The following is a 17,309-nucleotide window of genomic DNA, read 5'->3' on the forward strand; positions in this document are numbered from 1 at the left end:
ATTTGCATTTTGCAATTAAAACCCAACCTCTTTGAGAATATCCAAAAAATTCTCAATCGAGTCAAACTGTTCTTCAATGTTAACAACTGCATACAGTCCTCATTCCATCTATGGCACAAAGTTTGCTTTTTATTTGCTATCACAACGATGAACGATCATGAGTTTACCTATGACTGCAGATACTTCAGCAACAATCGCTTCCGATTCATTTAAGCGTCAATTAAAAACACTATCAGTATTACTCGTTGAAGATACTCAAAGTGAACGCCTCTTTATTGTTAACCTATTACAAAGCATAGGCGTCAAAGTTTTTAGCTGCGCCAATGGTGAAGAAGCGATAGCTATGTACCAAGAGCTGCGACCAAATATCGTTATCAGTGATTGGCGTATGCCTGGGATCACGGGACCACAGCTTTGCCAAAAACTTAAACAGCTTACTAACCCCCCTTACATCATACTGTTGACAGCCAACAATCTGGCTAAGCATATGATTGAAGGCATTGAGTCTGGTGCCGATGACTTCCTCACTAAACCATTCAATCCCAGTATCTTAAAAGTAAGACTCTTAGCTGCAGCTCGTATCGTAAAGATGCAGCAACATTTAACCGATAAAAATATTGAGTTAAATGATGCATTGATAAAAGAGCAGGCATACTTATCGCAAATTCAGCAAGATTTAGACAGTGCAGCAAGGTTACAGGGCTCTTTACTGCCAACATCGAGTAGCTTAATTAACCAATGGAACCTAGCCACCCGGTTCCAACCAGCACAGGAGTTAGCTGGCGATATTTTTCAGTGCTTTCACATCGACGACTCTCATCTGGGCTTTTACCTGCTTGATGTCACAGGTCATGGGATAGCAGCCTCAATGCAAAGTTTTACACTGGCGCAAAGGCTAAGCAGTAAAACCTGCAACTGGGACAGTTTAGACCCTGCACTCATTGTCACTGAGCTCAATGCTGATTTTGAGGATCCTGAAAATGCAGGCCGATTCGCAACATTAATATTAGGTATTGCCAATACCAATAGCGGCCAGGTGAGACTCACCATTGCCGGACATCCACAGCCAATACTATTAGATAAAGACAGAGCGTCGATGATGAATATAGACGCCGGCTTGCCACTGGGTATCGACGACACATTTCAATATGAGTACAGCTCCTTCTTTCTGGATAATGACCAGCACTTAATCTTGTATTCAGATGGTGTCTATGAGTGCCAGCATCCAACCTTCGGAGAGTTCGGCCAAGAGAGGCTGCTCAAAGCCTGTTCGGATGCACGTCAATTATCCCCAGAATCACTTTTACACCACTTAAGCCATTCCCTTGAGCTATGGCAGCAAAAATCCCCTCAGGACGATATCTCTATGATGATAATCTCCACCTCAAAGTTGCAAGGTTCGAGCAGTGATTTTGTCAATTATCGCGCTGAATTTCCTGTGACCATGAGCCAGAAGTCGGCCGCACATGCATAATACTGCCGAACGGATAAATACCATCAAACAGATAGCGCTAAGGGGCAAATAAAGCACATTACATCGATATCGGACATAAATAACACTTAGCCACAGCTAATTGGAGGAGTTATGAATAGCATTCAATTGAATCTATCAGAAAAAATTTGGACCAGTAAAATGCTCTGCGCAGAACTTGAGAATTTTCTCCAGCATAATAGAGTACGGACACAACAAAGGTTTAAAGTCATCACCTGTATTCTGGAGGCACTATCGAATGTGCTCGAACATACTGACAGCCAGTTAGAAGAGGTTGTGGTGATCATTCATTGCAATCAAGATATCATCACGATCGACCTACTCGATAACTCTCCCTACACGGACATTGACGATCAAGTCAGCTGTCCATCTCCTCTCTCACTCTCAGGCAGGGGCTTATGGATCATTCAAAATTGGATGGACCAAATGAGATTTCAAGCATCTGTGGCTGGTACCCATCTAAGATTAAGCTTGTTAAGAAGTTAAAACACTCCTGAAAGGCGAGTTTTAGTGCATCTGATACAGCGTTAACGAGCTAGAGCCTAGTTTAACTATGCTCTTTCTTGCCTCTGAAGCGCTAAACTCTCGCTGAGCGATCACATCTTTATACTGATTGGTATTTATTAGCCCTTAAATCAACTCGCCCAACCAAGTGCTTCTCTACCACGGCAAGAATTAGCTATCGGCAGCGCTCCAAATGCACTCATCTCATCGTCATGTCATTTTTGCAATTTGCATCGCACACCTTTGAAAAGATGTTCGAATGTCACACACCTAGCTCCAGAATAAATTAAAAACGTTAAATATCAATATCTTACCACTTGGCACGACTTGTGCAAAATCCTAACTATCAATCGTAAAAATGATCAAGATAGCTAAGGAGCTACATATGAAATTCCATCCACTCTCTCTCGATAACGCATGCTTAATTACCTTGCCTAAAGAAATGATCATGGCTCAAACCCCAACGATGAGAGCGGCCATTGCTCGCCAAATCGAAACGGGTAGTAATAAACTGGTGATGGATCTTCATCAGGTTGAATACATAGACTCGAGTGGATTATCGATTCTTGTCTCCGCCCATAAATTAACTCAGCAACGCAGTGGAGAAGTCATTTTACTCTCTCCTTCTGCCGGCGTACGTGCCCTTATCGAACTGACTCGCCTGCATCATATCTTCACCATCTTCGAAGACAAGGATGCCGCTATTGAGCACATATGTGCCCAGTAGCATTGAGACTGAGTCATACCAATGGCAATAAGTGCTAAATGAACAATGACAAGGAGCGCAACATGGATAAGTTAGATAGCAGTACGATTAAAGGATTGACAATATTTCTTGCGCTAAACCTTGCAGCTTGTGTCACTCCCGCGCTGATAAAAAGTGACAAGTGGAATATATGTAACAGCAGTGAGCAAACAGATTCAATCAAAGCCCAAACTTGTCACTACTTTGGTCGCCACACTCCCTACCAAAGAAAGCGGGTCTCAAAGCAATATGCCTCATCGAGTGTCTCTATCAATACCAGCCCGTTAACGGCATCAACAGCACTCATCGATGCCACATTAGAAAAACAGGCATTCGGTAATCTCAAGCTCTCTAAGGGCGACAAGCTAAACATAGGCATTTTAAATGGTGAAGAGTTCAGCAGTGACGTTGAAGTGAATGCCGACGGCTATATCTACCTTCCCTACTTAGCGGCAATTAAAGCCCAGGGGCTCAGCTTTAGTCAATTAAAACTCAATATTGAAAAGCAGCTTATTCATGAACAACTCATGCTTTCAGGCACCATCAGAATAAGTGTGCTGCCGCTAAGATGGGCCCCAATTGAAATCACGGTATCTGGCGCAGTGTTTGAGCCTGGACTGCACCTGATCAACCATAAGTCTGACACCGAGCTTAAAGATGATGCTAATAGTCATACTGGCGATCAAGCATCTGAACGCTCAATCCCTGCGGCTCTACGCGCTTCAGGTGGCATAAGCCCAGATGCTGATTTAGAAAATATCATCGTCACTCGTGGTACTAATAAGATGAGTTTAGATTTATCTGGGGTGATAAACGGCAATCCAGTGCCTCAGTTAACCTTAATGGCTAACGACCATATACATGTACCTCAGAAAGATATTTTTAATGACGAGCTTGCCCGCCCCTCACAGATCACAGCCCCAGGGATAAGGGTATTCATTTCCAACTTAACTCAGCCTGCGAGTAGCAACTCACAATCAGCTGTCGACACTGATGCGACCCGATTCCCCTATGGCACACGCTTATTAACCGGCGCAATAGGCGGTAACTGTGTCGGCGGAGCACAAAGTACCAATGCTAGCCGATATATCCTACTCATTACAAAAAACCCGATGACAAAACAAGTCGATGTGATAGAGCGCTCGATTGATAGCCTGATAGCACAATCATGGCAACCACAGATGAATCCAATCTTACTTCCCGGTGATGGTATCGCCTGCTATGACTCTGGGGTGACCAACCTTCGTGAAATTGCCCGCACGATCACTGAGATCATCGTCCCAGCTACATTACTCGGCGTGCTGTAACTAGCACAAGGAATGGCCATGAAAAAGCATCATCCAAGTCAGCTTCTATGGCTAAAACGCGCGGCAGTGAAAGGTAGCAGTCTGCCAATCAATGCCCGCCGCTGGGTTTATGTTAAGACAGCATTCGCTGCACTGGCTCTTATCTGGACCTTAGTCAGCTTGACCTTAGTATTTTCGACGACTCGCTATGAAAGCAAATGGACGCTTATTCTCCCTGGCGCGGGTGCTGGCGCAATGGTTAACTTAGACAGTATTGGTCAAGCCTCTAGCAGTAACACCTCTCCCTATGCCAGCTCGGCCATCGATCCCAGAGAAAATTATAAAGCACTCTCGATCAGCAGTGTGTTAATGAACGCCGCTGCTAAGACCGTCAACATATCTAGCCAGGCCATGGGCAAACCCAAATTAAAGCTCCCAAATCAAACCGGGCTTATGCAGTTTACGATCAGCAGTAGCACGGCTCAAGAAGCACAAGATAAAGCATGGGCTCATTATTACAGTCTACAAGCGCTTTTATCTCGATTAAGAGAGGATGAGACTCAACAAAGGGAGAATGGCGTCAAAGAAGGTTTAGACAGTTTTGCTAAAAAAGTGAGTTTATCTCAGCAAAAAATTCTCAATTTTCAATCTAAAATAGGCTTGGTCTCACTCGATCAATTTAAAGAACTCGCCTTGACCATTGAAAGGCTTAGACACAGTAAAGTCATTATGGTATCAAAGCTTCAAGGGCTAATAGCCAGCCAAAAAATGTTAGAGCTGCATTTATCGCTTAATCCCAGACAAGCTGCCGACTTGCTCAAACTTAAAAATGATCAGCTTTACCAACAATTACTCATCATCTATACCGAAGCGACCACCACCTTAGCGGAGTACTCAGGCCGTTACGGTCGAAAGCATCCTCAAGTCATGACCCAAAGACACCAACAGAGTGCGCTTTATCAAGCATTAAGAAAGCGCTGTAAAATCCTTTTAGGCTATCAGAATGATGATCTCATGCTAAAACTGTCGGCCGATGATATTGATGGTCGAGCACAATTAATGAAGCAACTCCTCTCAGTCACTACCGAAGCCGAAGGGCTAAGTCATGAAATTAATGCCTTAACAGTCCAAATAGATGCTTGGGATATCCGACTCGAAAGCAGCAACGATGATGCGGCAAAACTTGAAGATCTCCATCGGGAGCATCAACTTGCAACCGCCGTATTTACTTCGGCATTGGCAAAGATGGATGTAGGTAAAGCTGACATCTATTCAGCGTATCCACTTATCCAGTTACTTGCGCCACCTTCGCTGCCACAAACGCCAAAAAAACTCGCCACAATTCTTGCGTTACTCGGCGGTATTATCGCCTCCATTTTCAGTTTGGCTGGCCTAAGTATCTTATGGATTAGAAAGCCTATTTTACAAAAAATATTAATGACTTAACCATAACAAAGAGACTGAAAAATGGCTAAAAAGCAATTCAAGGCCGACCCTCACTTAATGAATAGCGATGAGAAGTTGGTGTGGTATAGCATGACTTGTACCTATTTATTCTGGATCTTAGGCGCTATGTATATCGTCGCGCCAGTAATAGGTTGGGTGCTTCTGCTAAGAATGGCAAAGCGATTTGTGTTTGATAGACAAGATTTTGTGGTGAGCCCAGCTCAAATGAGCTGGATATTTGGCATGTCTATTATGCTCATTTCATTAGTTATCGCCCATTTTGATTATGAGTTAGGCATACCAAAGTTAATTAAGTCCAGCATTGGTTGGGCAAAGGGTTGGGCGCTGTTAGCTGTATTTCCCTTAATAGGCTCATTAAACATCAGACCTGAAATCATCTATAGAGCCTCATGCATTATTTGTAAATACACCTTATTGATCATTCCTGTGTGTATCTTTGCCTGGCTAGTTAAACTACCGAGCACCTTATATGTATCTCCTCTGAGCATAATCGGTGGACCTGGACCTGAGTTTTTCAGTGTCAGCTTATATGAAATAGACCCAGGCAGTGGTATGCCAAGGTGGCGACTCTTTACTCCTTGGGCACCGGCACTGGGCATGATGGGCAACTTATTCTTGAACTTCGCGATTCAGGAAACATCCATGCGATATAAAGTCTATGGCCTGCTCGGTAGCCTCACCATGGTACTGATCTCACAATCACGCTTAGCGCTGGTCTGCTACATGATATTACTGCTTTATTTTGCGTTTATTCGCTGGCATAAGTCGCCTTGGCTATATTTGATAGCTTCGCCTCTCACCCTACTGGTCGGCTTATTAGGCACCCAAGTATTAGAAAAAATAGAGTTAAGCATTGCAGCATTCAAGTCAGCGAGAGCAGGCTCTACAAGAGTCAGAGAGCATTTGGGCAATATTGCCATTGAACGCTGGGCCAATGAAGCCCTAGTATGGGGGCATGGCATTGTTGAGCGAGGCCCCCACCTTGTTGAATATATGCCAATAGGCTCGCATCACACTTGGTATGGCTTGTTATTTGTCAAAGGTCTTGTGGGCGCTATCGTGCTCGCCGTCCCTTTTATCGTGAGTTTTATCACTCTACTTGGCTCAGTATTTAAATCAGCTACCTCAGCATCAGCCCTGGCAATCTTACTGCAACTGTTTTTATATACCTTCGGGGAAAACTTGGAAATCCTTGCTTACCTCTTTTGGCCTGGGTTAATTATTTTGGGCATAGCGCACAAGGAAAATGGCTCAATCACGGCCGCCAAAGCCTCATACTCATACTCATACTCATACTCATAAAGAAGCAGAACCACCAGCCCCCGCAGTGAACACATCCAAGCTCATACTCTGCTGTTAGGCTCATTTGCATTTTGCAAATCACTGTTAGTTCTGCTCATAAATACATAACAATTTGCAAAACCTGAATCGCCCTCCCTTCTAAAAAAACACAAAATACACATAAACAACCTATAAATCATAATCTTATAACAAAATACATAACTGGCATAGATAGTGTATTGCTATAAGGCATAGAGCAGTTAATAAAACGTTCAGTGGATTATTCAATACTGACTAAAGGAAACAAGATGCCTTCAACGGATCCTCATTCAAGTGCAATGAAACGCTCTTTTACTAAAAGCCTGTTCTGGCTTGGTTCGGCGCAGGTGCTTGGAAGAGTCGTCAGATTAGCATCAAGCATTATCTTGGCGCGTTTACTGACGCCAGAGGTATTTGGTGAAGTGGCCATCATACTGACCTGTTTTGAGCTTATCTGTACGCCAACAAGACGGATCACCTCAGCATCTTTGATTAAGATGGATAAGCAGCACTTTCAAGCAGCCCTTAAACCTGCTCACAAAATTAACTGGTACGCTTCAATACTCGCATTTGTTGCCATGAGCTTACTCAGCTGGCCTCTTTCTTATTATCATCAGGATTCAACGTTAATCCCGCCTATGATACTCATGGCAACAAGCTATCTGTTACTTCCTTTTGGCATGCTGCACGCCGCCGCAAATTTACGAGCCAATAAAATGCGTATCGTTGGCCGCGCCATACTCTGGCAGACCGTCGGAGATGGTGTCCTGACCGGGGCCCTCGCTTTATTAGGCCTAGGGATCTGGGCGATTATTATCCCTAAAGTCTTAGTGATCTTGATATGGATTGGGATCCACCGATATCACAACCCGCTAAGGGAGGAGAGCGAGTCAAATCACCTCGATGTTGGCCAAATTAAGATGCCAAATAGCACTATCAATAACCAGTCTGAACATCACGTTTCGATAAAAGAGTTACTGCATTTTGGTGGGCATGTCGGCTTAAGTGATTTAAGTATCGCCTTAAGACAGAACATAGATTATCTATTAGTCGGCTACTTTCTCGGTATTGAAGCATTAGGGGTATACTTTTTTGCCTTCAATGCCAGCCTAGGGATCAGCTCGGCCATTGTTCAAGGTTATGGAACCGCCCTCTATTCTCACCTGTGCTCTTGCAATGATGCAGATAAAGACAAGCCTAAAAATGCCAAGATGCCAACAACACCAGCATCGAACTCAACTGAAATTAAAAGCCGTTACCTGCATTCATTATCTGTCATCTTCAAGATAACCGTGCCCATTGTGGTTTTACAGGCAGTACTCTCCCCCCTCTATCTGCCTTTTGTTTACGGCGCACATTGGATTGATGCCGGCGCGCTCCCCGTATTCATCTTACTGTGTATCAGTGGACTGGTGAGACCCTTAGGCGAAGCTGCCAGCCAGCTATTGATCAGTATTAATTTACAGCAGCAAAATTTAACACTGAATATCGGCTTTACCCTACTTCTAGTGTTAACAATTTGTCTCTGTAGCCAATGGGGGTTAACGGGTATTGCCTTAGGGATCTTGCTTATTCATCTTATTGCTATGCCTGCAATCAGCTTCTATGTGTACTTTTTTACACTGAATAACATCAAGCCCACAGCAAGTCAGCCTCAGTCCACGGCTAGCACAATAAATAATATTCAACCTAGGACTAACGCCATAGCCCAGCGCTCTGCTGGTACAACAACTAAAGCTTTTAATCAGGAGGTTTCCCATGACGCCTAAAGTCTCTGTAATTATGCCAGTCTATAATGTGCAGCATTTTGTCAAAAGCGCCATTCACTCAGTGTTGATGCAAACATTTACTGATTTCGAGCTGATTATCGTTAATGATTGTGCGACAGATAAAAGCCTGGAAGTTTGCCACTCAGTGCTAGATCACCGAATTCGCATCGTCAATCATCAGCAAAATAAGGGCCTAGCTGCCGCACGTAATACCGGAATAAGACACGCGATTGGCAAGTTCATTGCCTTTATCGACTCAGATGATATGTGGCATCCAGACAAATTACGCTTACATGTGGCGCATTTAGCACAATCGCCAAAAGTGGGGATCAGTTTTTCACGCTCAAGTTTTATGGATCATAAAGGTAAACTGATTCACTTTTACCAGATGCCGCAGCTTAAAGGGATAACGGCCGCTCATCTTTTATGCAGAAACCCAGTAGGAAATGGCTCAGCGCCGGTGATCCGCCGTGAAACGCTCAATGACATTCGCTTTCAAGCACTGAACCATAACGAAGATTACAGCTGCTACTTCGATGAACGTTTTCGTCAATCCGAAGATATCGAATGCTGGCTTAGAATAGTGGCGACGACAGATTGGCAAATGGAAGGGATCCCCGCTCCCCTCACCTTCTATCGACTCAATCAAGAAGGTTTATCATCCAATACCATGAAGCAGCTCGCCTCATGGGAGATGATGATAGATAAAGCAAAACTGTTTGCGCCTAAGTTATTAAAAAAACATGAGCAAGATGCCAGAGCTTATCAATTAAGGTACTTAGCTAGGCAAGCCATCAGAAATGGTCAAGGTAAAAGTGCTATTAAGCTCATCAACAAAGCACTGAAGGTGTCACCGAACATCATGATGGTCGAGACAGGGAGAACCTGCATCACCTTAACGGCCGCATATTTACTTTGGATATTACCGCCGTCAGTTTATAAAGTCTTTGAGAATGTCGGCCAATACTTTATGGGTCACATTCAAAAAATGCGCATAAGCAAAGACGGTGTCAAATCATCATTAATCTCATAGCAAGGATTAATCACATTTTATAGCAATACCGTTAAGCCCATTTTTATGGGCTTAATTTTTGAAGTTCATTGAACCACTTACCACTTAAAACTATTCCCCATACCGCGTTGCGCAATGCATTTTCAATATGCAAACTGCAACGTCGAGCTTACATTTGATGTGTAAAATCATTAAATCCAATCTAAGCACCTAATAAATAACAAGTTTAAAAACTGGCCTAAGCTATGCATTACAAAAGATAGCAATGAAATATAGTCTCAAGGTATAGGGCATAAATTATGATCTCAGATACTCAAACACAAAGCGCCAATATGAAGGGCCAGCTAGTTAGAGCAACCGACATCTCGATTGCCGTTTTACTTATTATGGGCGCGGCCCCCGTCTTAGTCTCTAAGTACCTCTATCGAAAATGTCGCTATGCCACAGCCATTGAGAAAGTCTATATACATGACACCAGCGGAGGAAAAATCGCTCTTTACCAGTTCAGCGGAGAAGGGATCTGTTGTCGATGGCCCTACTTGCTCAATTTGCTGCGTGGAGAGCTTTCATTAGTTGGCAGCGAAAAACAGTACTATTTAGAAGCGCAAACTAAAGAACAAGTTCAAAGCCAATGCAACAAGCATACGACACAGAGAAAACCAGGCTTACTCTCCTTTGAACAGATGCATCAAACAATGGGCATCAATTTTGAGAGCCAACAGGGTCTACTACAAGGCTCACAAAACAGCATAGCTTCATATTTAATGGCAGCGATTAGGATTGTTATCGCATCGATATTTTCCAGCCCTAAAGCTGATACCTCATCCCCAGAGATCCCACTATTTGAACTAAAGCTCAGCAATATCAGCATGGATGACATGCTATCAAACTTCATGCAGCAATCAGTTATGTACAAGGCATGTCAAACAAAAATAGACCCAAGAGCAACAAGCCAACACTCAGTAGGTATGGTCCAATATGCCTTTGTTAATGCGGATTGTTTGAATATGAGTGTTAACGACCCCTTCTACCGTCGCTGCTTACAGCATAGCTGTCACAAGGTGTTTGCCGATGGCTCGGGGATCCGTATCGCGAGCCTGTGGAAGGGATTTTCACCCAAAGACAACCTAAACGGCACCGACATGTTTCCCCGCCTGTGCGAGCAAGTCGCAGAACATAACTTATCTATCTTTCTCCTCGGTGGCGCAGCAGGCATTGCAGCCAAAACCGCTGAAAATATGCAGCATAAATACCCAAACTTAACTATCGCAGGTACCCACCACGGTTATTTTGATTCAGTAGAAAACGAACAAGCGGTTATTGCTCAAATCAACGCTTCTGGTGCCAGCATTTTACTGGTCGCCATGGGCGCGCCAAAACAGGAAGTCTGGCTTGAAAAACATCAGCCTGTTCTCAATGTTGCAGTCGGTATAGGCGTCGGTGGCTTATTTGATTTTTACTCTGAAAAAATCATTCGAGCACCGCTATGGGTAAGACAAATTGGCATGGAGTGGGTCTGCCGCCTGGCTGAAGAGCCTAAGCGCATGTGGAAACGCTACATTTTAGGTAATCCGCTTTTTCTCTATCGAGTGTGGCGTGAAATAGCCAAAGAGAAGCAGCAAAGCAACACACAAGCTAATGCGGCGACAGCGCTGAAGCAAGCAGACAATACACCATCAATGGATAACAGCCTTGCTCATTTCGGTAACAACGCAACACAGAATAGCCAAGCTACACAACGTTGCAAGCGTCGCAGAGCCGCTGCCAGATTAAACCTATCCTTAAAGCGTGGACTCGATCTGACTTGCGCCAGCATATTGCTATTCATCCTATTGCCACTGCTGATCGCCGTAGCCTTGTTAATCCGCCTGGAATCTAAAGGGCCAGTACTTTTCAACCAGCAAAGAGCGGGTAAGGACAATATTCCTTTTACCATGTGGAAATTTCGTTCTATGTACCAAAATGCCGAACAGCGTCTTAGCAAGCTGCAATCGGCCAATGAGATGCAAGGCGGCGTTTTATTTAAAATGAAGCAAGATCCAAGGATCACCCTAGTGGGTAAAATAATAAGAAAACTGTCAATCGACGAACTGCCGCAACTGTGGAACGTCATCAGTGGTGATATGTCACTCGTAGGTCCTAGGCCCGCCCTGCTTACTGAAGTGAAGCTATATAGCGTGCAAGACAGGAGAAGGCTCGCCGTTAAACCTGGGATCACCTGTATTTGGCAAGTCAGTGGCCGCTCAAACATTCCATTTGATAAGCAAGTGGAACTCGATGTCGATTACATCTACCAACAATCATTTTTAACTGATATCTGGCTGCTCATTAAAACCATACCAGCTGTGATATTAGCCCGTGGCGCTTATTAGCACATTTTAAAAAAGACAATCAATAAACAAATTATTCAAACACTTTCACTATGGAGTAATGCGCATGCAAGCCATCATTTTTGCTAACAGAACCGGTGATGAATTAGCCCCTTTGAATAGCCATTACTGTCCAGCTTTACTTCCCGTTGGGAATAAAGCCGTGATCGAATACACCTTAGAGGATATCGTCAAATCGGGTATTACCCAGATAAAATTAGTGATCTCATTTCAAGCCAAAGAGATTGAGAATCACTTAGGACATGGCGAAAAATGGGGATTAGATATTGAGTACTTTTTAAGTAAACCAGAAGAAGATACAGGCGAGATATTAAAACGACTCGCTCTAGCTCCATATGAAAGCCTGTTACTCGTTAGAGGCGATATATTCCGCTCCCCCTGCATAGCTCATTTCATTGATTTTTCAAAGGAGTTCTCTAATGACTTCGTCCAAGCCAAAATGGAAAACCAAAATGCCGGCATGATGTTGCTTCCTGCGGCCCTTCCCTATATTGCTGATATTAACTGGCCATTCTTGCCTCATTGCGATAACAAAAGCGTCGTCACACTCGTCTTACACGGACGTTGCTTCATGTTAGATAGCTTTCTTTGCTACATGAACGCCAATAAGGCCTTAGCGACCAACGAACTGCCGTCATTAACGCCCAATGAGCGCAGTTACCTCTCCGCAAGTCCCGAGCAGGATTTTTATGTGGGCCCCAAAACTAATACCGATGAGCTGCATAAACAGAGCGGATGGGGGATCATAGGTGAAAACTGCCAAATTGAAGAGGATGTGCAACTTAAAGGCTGTGTGGTGATAGGCCAAAATTGTTTAATTGATAAAACCTCTATCATCGATAACAGTATGATTTTGGCTAATACCTACGTGGGGGGGAACTTAGAAGTGAGTAACAGTATCCTCTGTAAAAACTTACTGATCAACGTAGAAACCTCTGGGGTAATACAAATTAACGATCAAGCGTTAATTGGATCAAACGAAGTTCAGGCTAAATCCTCGACCAATAAAACAGGAATAATGACCCGCTTTATGTTGTCAATAATACTCCTGCTTAGCTTGCCGCTGTGGCCACTGCTATCAATCTATTCATCATTACGAAATACCTTTAAACCTCACTCTGACTCTAACGCTGAGAAGTCCACGATATCAGATATCTTCATCGATAACTCAGGGCGAAATTTTCAAGCCTGGCGATGGAACATTCCCAGTAAACTGCTCTCCAGATCACCGCAAATATTTTATGTATTAACCGGCAAATTGGATCTATTCGGTGATGCGCCTGAAGCCAGATATTCAACAGGTAAAGAAGATCGCCGGTTAGGTATTTTTGGCCCTGTGCAGCTGCTATTAGAGCCCAGCGCACCTGAAGAAGAGCGTCACATGTTAGAACTTGAGTTTGATGCAGATGAAAGAGCCATAAAGTATTTACACCTGGTTTGTAGAGCGTGCAAGAGCAACGCTCAAGTCATAGCGAGTAGCTTATAACTCTATGCCCATAGCTCGAAGCTCATAGCTCGTAGCTCGTAACTCATAACTCGAAGCCCACCATACCGAGGAGCAACATGATGAAGACTATAATCACCTATGGCACCTTTGATCTGTTTCATTATGGCCATGTGCGCTTACTGCACAGACTAAAAATGCTCGGAGATAGGCTTATCGTTGGTGTCTCTACCGATGAGTTTAATGCACTGAAAGGCAAAGCCGCTTTTTTCAATTATCAGCAACGAGCCGAAATTGTTGCAGCATGTAGGCATGTAGACTTAGTCGTACCAGAGACACATTGGCAACAAAAGCCCCAGGACATTCAACGACTCAATGTCGATATTTTTGGCATGGGCAACGACTGGCAAGGGAAATTTGATTCATTAGCCAACCTCTGTGAAGTGATATATTTAGACCGAACCGGACATATCTCAACCACAGAGATAAAAAACAGTTTATCCCTTGAGCTACCGTCACCAGCAAACTCTCAGTAATAAAGCGAGATGATTATGAGCACATACCTATTATTGTTGAGAAAAATCATCTACTTCACTTCAGGTTTTTTTCCAAGAGTGAATAAAGCCGTCATGGGCAGCTATAAAGATCAGTTCTGCGACAATGCTAAATATCTCTATCTACACTGGCAACGTAATCAATTCATTAAGACCATATGGATAAGCGGCGACATTAACATAGTCAAACAGTTAAACAATGAAGGTTATGAGGCTTACCACCGTTGGAGCTATAAGGGACTCTTTCATTGTCTCACGGCGAAATATTATTTTTACAATAGCTATATTGGAGACATTAACCAGTACCTAGCTAAAGGGGCGATTAAAGTTAACCTGTGGCATGGCTCGCCATTAAAAAAGATTGAATTCGATATCACCTCAGGTCCACTAGCAAATACCTACCACAGCACCAGTGCTTTTAAGCGCATCAGTAATTCGCTAAAATTCCACCAGCAGCATGTCAGACCTGACTTAATGCTAAGCCCAAGCCCCATAGTCGATAGCCTCTATTCGTCGGCATTTAGACTCTCAAACAGTAAAATCCACCGCTGTGGCAATCCGCGAACCGATTATTATCGCCGTTATCCAGAAAAAAAGTGTTCGCTAACCGAGATGTTCAAACACAAATACGCTCAAGTGATCTTGTACGCACCGACCTGGAATGATCAAACGGCAGTGACACATAATAAATCTCAGCAGAACCAAGATCAGCAGGAGTTTAACTGGCAAGCACTTTCAAAGCAGCTGCAACAGAGTAATCAATTATTTTTGGTACGCTTTCACCCCAATGAAGCACATTTAGGCAAACGGATAGGCACACTGGATAACATCATAGATATTTCTCATTGGCAGGATGTTTATAATATCTTGCATGATATTGACCTGCTAATAACCGACCAATCCTCTCTGTTTATCGATCTGCTTTTACATAATATACCCACGCTATTTTATCATCAGAAAACTCAACAAGCGTCATCACAGACACAAACTTCACTACGTGAAAACTATGACTATACTCAGCACTTACCACTTGTAGGCAAAGCCTTTAAGCAAAATGATATCAATAGCTTTCAGGAGTTACTGCAATCAATAAAAACGGGCAGCTGTTTTGAACAATCCCCCACAAAATCCCTACATTACAGGCAACTTAAAAATATTTTTTGGAACCAACAAACCCAAGACACCTTCGACACCATAGAAAGCTATATGAAATCTTAAGCCCCCATATCTTTTGTCGATGCACAGCTTCACCGTAGGAGCGTGCTTTAGCCGCGATGGCCTTTATTGGTAATTTTCACCTCGGGCCTAAAGACCCTCCTACATAATCAAACAATGCACCATCATCCACCGTAGGAGCGCTTTAGCCGCGATGGCCTTTATTTGTAATTTACACCTCGGGGCTGAAGCCCCTCCTACAATGAAACCCCTCCTACACAAGATAAGACCAATACCCCATGCACCAACATCGGTAGATTAAATCCCACACACCGTAGGAGCGCGCTTTAGCCGCGAAATTTTGGCTATATTTAGTAAGCTCGTCGTACCGTCGTAAATAAGAATCTAGAAGGAACTAGTGATGAAACATGGAAAGGACTTAAGGACAGGAAGATATAGCGAAGGTAACAATTACTATTTTGTGACGACGAATACACATAACAGAGAAGCACTTTTTCTCGACTTTGATTGTGCTCGTATTGTCATAAATAACCTAAAACACACTGACAAATTAAATATCACTAACACTATAGGTTTTGTTTTGATGCCCGACCATCTTCATTGGCTGTTTCAGTTAAATGAAACCGCCGATTTAAGCTACGCAGTAGGCTCGACTAAAGGTCGAAGTGCCAAACAGATTAATACTCATTTGAAACGAAATATTAAAGTGTGGCAACCAGGTTTTTACGATCATTGCTTGAGGCAAGATGAAGAGATAAAAGAAGTGATGAGGTACATAGTTGCTAACCCATTGAGAGCAAATTTAGTAGACAATATTGGCAATTACTCACATTGGGATTGCATATATCTCCCCGTAGGAGCGGATTTAGCCGCGATTGATTGATGTGAATAAAAGATTCGGGCCTAAAGACCCTCCTACATAATCAAACAATGCACCATCATTCACCGTAGGAGCGAGCTTTAGTCACGATGGCCTTTATTGGTAATTTACACCTCGGGGCTGAAGAACCTCCTACATAATCAAACTATGAAACATCATTCACCGTAGGAGCGTGCTTTAGCCGCGATTGATTGATGTAAATAAAAGATTCGGGGCTGAAGACCCTCCTACACAAGATAATGGCTTTCTACAGATTTAATGAAATTAGGCAGATCAGACTTTGCTAGGGCATTAATTCCCGCTGCGGCGGCGCGACCACCACCGGTTTCAAACTGGCTGCACACATCACCCGCTCCCTGTTTATTATCAAGCGGTGCCCGTAACGAAACGGTATAAGTGCCGTCATTATTATCGGTGAGTACAGCATGAGCTGAGTCTGTTTGCTGATTCGCGAGAAAATTGCCATAAACCCCACTGATCCGTCTTGCCCATGCCGTATTGGGCAATTCGAACACAGATAAACAAGCGCTAGTATGCTTAGTCTCTATGGCCAAGGCATTGTCCATATCTTGTTGATAGGCTGTTTGAAGCAGATTAAAAGGTGAGTTTGTATCTATAATGACATCGAAAGGATTTGGGTAGTTAAGCAAGGCTCGATAAAGATCTGCGGGATGAAAATGAAGATCTGAAATGTTACTGCCATATCCATTGTAATTGATCAGGGTACCTAATTCTTTAAGTTGCTCGGCTTGAACTTTAGTCAAATTAACCTTTGTCGCTAGCTCATCGGCTTTAGCAATAAGGTTATCGCCATAAGCTGCGGTGATCGCCCAAAGGTGGAATTGCCCCTCTAGCAGCTGATCGATAATCAGCGCAGTACAAGTATTGGCATCTAAATCTATGTGGGCCTGCAAATTCTGATGCTGAGTAATATCACCACATCTATGATGATCGGCATAAAAGACATCTGCACCTACATCGAGCGCATTGATCAAGGCAGCACTATTCTTCTCCATTGAGATATCGAGTACCGTAAGGCGATCTTCAGGCCTCACCTGCACTTGCTCCAGCAGCTGGATATCACGCTTAACGCCGGTCACCAACTCACCATTAATTGGGTTAGCTAATCTAAGTTGCAGCAAGGCGATGATACCGTCGGCATCACCATTAAAAATATCGTAATTCATGAATGCCTAAGTTTTAAGTTTTAAGTTTTAAGTTTTAAGTTTTAAGTTACGCTCGATAAAAACCAAAACATTAAAACTAACAA

General features: G+C 43.3%; 14 protein-coding genes. 13 read left to right on the forward strand and 1 reads right to left on the reverse strand.

Annotation, left to right across the window (positions count from 1 at the left end):
- Positions 1 to 157: 157 nt before the first annotated feature.
- The 13 genes from FM038_RS15540 to FM038_RS15600 all read left to right on the forward strand — a co-directional run bounded on the left by FM038_RS15540 (position 158) and on the right by FM038_RS15600 (position 16,042).
- On the forward strand, positions 158 to 1,474 hold the full coding sequence (locus tag FM038_RS15540) for a SpoIIE family protein phosphatase (RefSeq protein WP_142874256.1): 1,317 nt from the start codon (positions 158 to 160) through the stop codon (positions 1,472 to 1,474).
- Positions 1,475 to 1,585: 111 nt separating this feature from the next.
- Positions 1,586 to 1,978 (forward strand): ATP-binding protein, encoded by a 393-nt coding sequence (locus FM038_RS15545; protein WP_142874257.1) that lies wholly within the window; start codon positions 1,586 to 1,588, stop codon positions 1,976 to 1,978.
- A gap of 403 nt (positions 1,979 to 2,381) precedes the next feature.
- On the forward strand, positions 2,382 to 2,723 hold the full coding sequence (locus FM038_RS15550) for an STAS domain-containing protein (protein ID WP_142874258.1): 342 nt from the start codon (positions 2,382 to 2,384) through the stop codon (positions 2,721 to 2,723).
- A gap of 62 nt (positions 2,724 to 2,785) precedes the next feature.
- Positions 2,786 to 4,048, forward strand: coding sequence for a polysaccharide biosynthesis/export family protein (locus FM038_RS15555; protein WP_142874259.1), 1,263 nt, complete (start codon positions 2,786 to 2,788; stop codon positions 4,046 to 4,048).
- A gap of 18 nt (positions 4,049 to 4,066) precedes the next feature.
- Positions 4,067 to 5,473, forward strand: coding sequence for a GumC domain-containing protein (locus FM038_RS15560; RefSeq protein WP_142874260.1), 1,407 nt, complete (start codon positions 4,067 to 4,069; stop codon positions 5,471 to 5,473).
- 21 nt (positions 5,474 to 5,494) lie between these two features.
- A complete protein-coding gene (locus FM038_RS15565; protein ID WP_142874261.1) occupies positions 5,495 to 6,796 on the forward strand; it encodes an O-antigen ligase domain-containing protein in 1,302 nt (433 codons plus the stop codon).
- Between the two features lie 287 nt (positions 6,797 to 7,083).
- Positions 7,084 to 8,583 carry an oligosaccharide flippase family protein gene (locus tag FM038_RS15570; RefSeq protein ID WP_142874262.1) on the forward strand — a complete coding sequence of 500 codons (1,500 nt, stop codon included), beginning with the start codon at positions 7,084 to 7,086 and terminating at the stop codon, positions 8,581 to 8,583.
- On the forward strand, positions 8,573 to 9,616 hold the full coding sequence (locus tag FM038_RS15575) for a glycosyltransferase family 2 protein (protein ID WP_142874263.1): 1,044 nt from the start codon (positions 8,573 to 8,575) through the stop codon (positions 9,614 to 9,616). Before FM038_RS15570 ends, FM038_RS15575 begins: the two co-directional genes overlap by 11 nt.
- Before the next feature lie 278 nt (positions 9,617 to 9,894).
- The gene (locus FM038_RS15580) at positions 9,895 to 11,967 is read left to right on the forward strand and encodes a WecB/TagA/CpsF family glycosyltransferase (protein WP_142874264.1); all 2,073 of its coding nucleotides are present in this window, start codon (positions 9,895 to 9,897) and stop codon (positions 11,965 to 11,967) included.
- Positions 11,968 to 12,031: 64 nt separating this feature from the next.
- On the forward strand, positions 12,032 to 13,471 hold the full coding sequence (locus FM038_RS15585) for a nucleotidyltransferase family protein (protein WP_195873080.1): 1,440 nt from the start codon (positions 12,032 to 12,034) through the stop codon (positions 13,469 to 13,471).
- An 80-nt stretch (positions 13,472 to 13,551) separates the two neighbouring features.
- Positions 13,552 to 13,965 (forward strand): adenylyltransferase/cytidyltransferase family protein, encoded by a 414-nt coding sequence (locus tag FM038_RS15590; RefSeq protein ID WP_142874797.1) that lies wholly within the window; start codon positions 13,552 to 13,554, stop codon positions 13,963 to 13,965.
- A gap of 15 nt (positions 13,966 to 13,980) precedes the next feature.
- Entirely contained in the window at positions 13,981 to 15,201 is a 1,221-nt protein-coding gene (locus tag FM038_RS15595) for a CDP-glycerol glycerophosphotransferase family protein (RefSeq protein WP_142874265.1), read from the forward strand.
- A gap of 358 nt (positions 15,202 to 15,559) precedes the next feature.
- Entirely contained in the window at positions 15,560 to 16,042 is a 483-nt protein-coding gene (locus tag FM038_RS15600) for an REP-associated tyrosine transposase (protein WP_142874266.1), read from the forward strand.
- 224 nt (positions 16,043 to 16,266) lie between these two features.
- On the opposite strand, the gene FM038_RS15605 is transcribed toward FM038_RS15600, so the two are convergent.
- Positions 16,267 to 17,226 (reverse strand): DHHA1 domain-containing protein, encoded by a 960-nt coding sequence (locus FM038_RS15605; RefSeq protein WP_142874267.1) that lies wholly within the window; start codon positions 17,224 to 17,226, stop codon positions 16,267 to 16,269.
- Positions 17,227 to 17,309 lie beyond the last annotated feature (83 nt).

This window comes from Shewanella eurypsychrophilus (assembly GCF_007004545.3).
Taxonomy (GTDB): domain Bacteria; phylum Pseudomonadota; class Gammaproteobacteria; order Enterobacterales; family Shewanellaceae; genus Shewanella; species Shewanella eurypsychrophilus.

Excerpts from the sequence above, each read along its gene's own strand:
- FM038_RS15540 (WP_142874256.1), top strand. The coding sequence starts at position 158 with ATGAGTTTACCTATGACTGCAGATACTTCAGCAACAATCGCTTCCGAT.
- FM038_RS15545 (WP_142874257.1), top strand. The coding sequence starts at position 1,586 with ATGAATAGCATTCAATTGAATCTATCAGAAAAAATTTGGACCAGTAAA.
- FM038_RS15550 (WP_142874258.1), top strand. The coding sequence starts at position 2,382 with ATGAAATTCCATCCACTCTCTCTCGATAACGCATGCTTAATTACCTTG.
- FM038_RS15555 (WP_142874259.1), top strand. The coding sequence starts at position 2,786 with ATGGATAAGTTAGATAGCAGTACGATTAAAGGATTGACAATATTTCTT.
- FM038_RS15560 (WP_142874260.1), top strand. The coding sequence starts at position 4,067 with ATGAAAAAGCATCATCCAAGTCAGCTTCTATGGCTAAAACGCGCGGCA.
- FM038_RS15565 (WP_142874261.1), top strand. The coding sequence starts at position 5,495 with ATGGCTAAAAAGCAATTCAAGGCCGACCCTCACTTAATGAATAGCGAT.
- FM038_RS15570 (WP_142874262.1), top strand. The coding sequence starts at position 7,084 with ATGCCTTCAACGGATCCTCATTCAAGTGCAATGAAACGCTCTTTTACT.
- FM038_RS15575 (WP_142874263.1), top strand. The coding sequence starts at position 8,573 with ATGACGCCTAAAGTCTCTGTAATTATGCCAGTCTATAATGTGCAGCAT.
- FM038_RS15580 (WP_142874264.1), top strand. The coding sequence starts at position 9,895 with ATGATCTCAGATACTCAAACACAAAGCGCCAATATGAAGGGCCAGCTA.
- FM038_RS15585 (WP_195873080.1), top strand. The coding sequence starts at position 12,032 with ATGCAAGCCATCATTTTTGCTAACAGAACCGGTGATGAATTAGCCCCT.
- FM038_RS15590 (WP_142874797.1), top strand. The coding sequence starts at position 13,552 with ATGAAGACTATAATCACCTATGGCACCTTTGATCTGTTTCATTATGGC.
- FM038_RS15595 (WP_142874265.1), top strand. The coding sequence starts at position 13,981 with ATGAGCACATACCTATTATTGTTGAGAAAAATCATCTACTTCACTTCA.
- FM038_RS15600 (WP_142874266.1), top strand. The coding sequence starts at position 15,560 with ATGAAACATGGAAAGGACTTAAGGACAGGAAGATATAGCGAAGGTAAC.
- FM038_RS15605 (WP_142874267.1), bottom strand. The coding sequence starts at position 17,226 with ATGAATTACGATATTTTTAATGGTGATGCCGACGGTATCATCGCCTTG.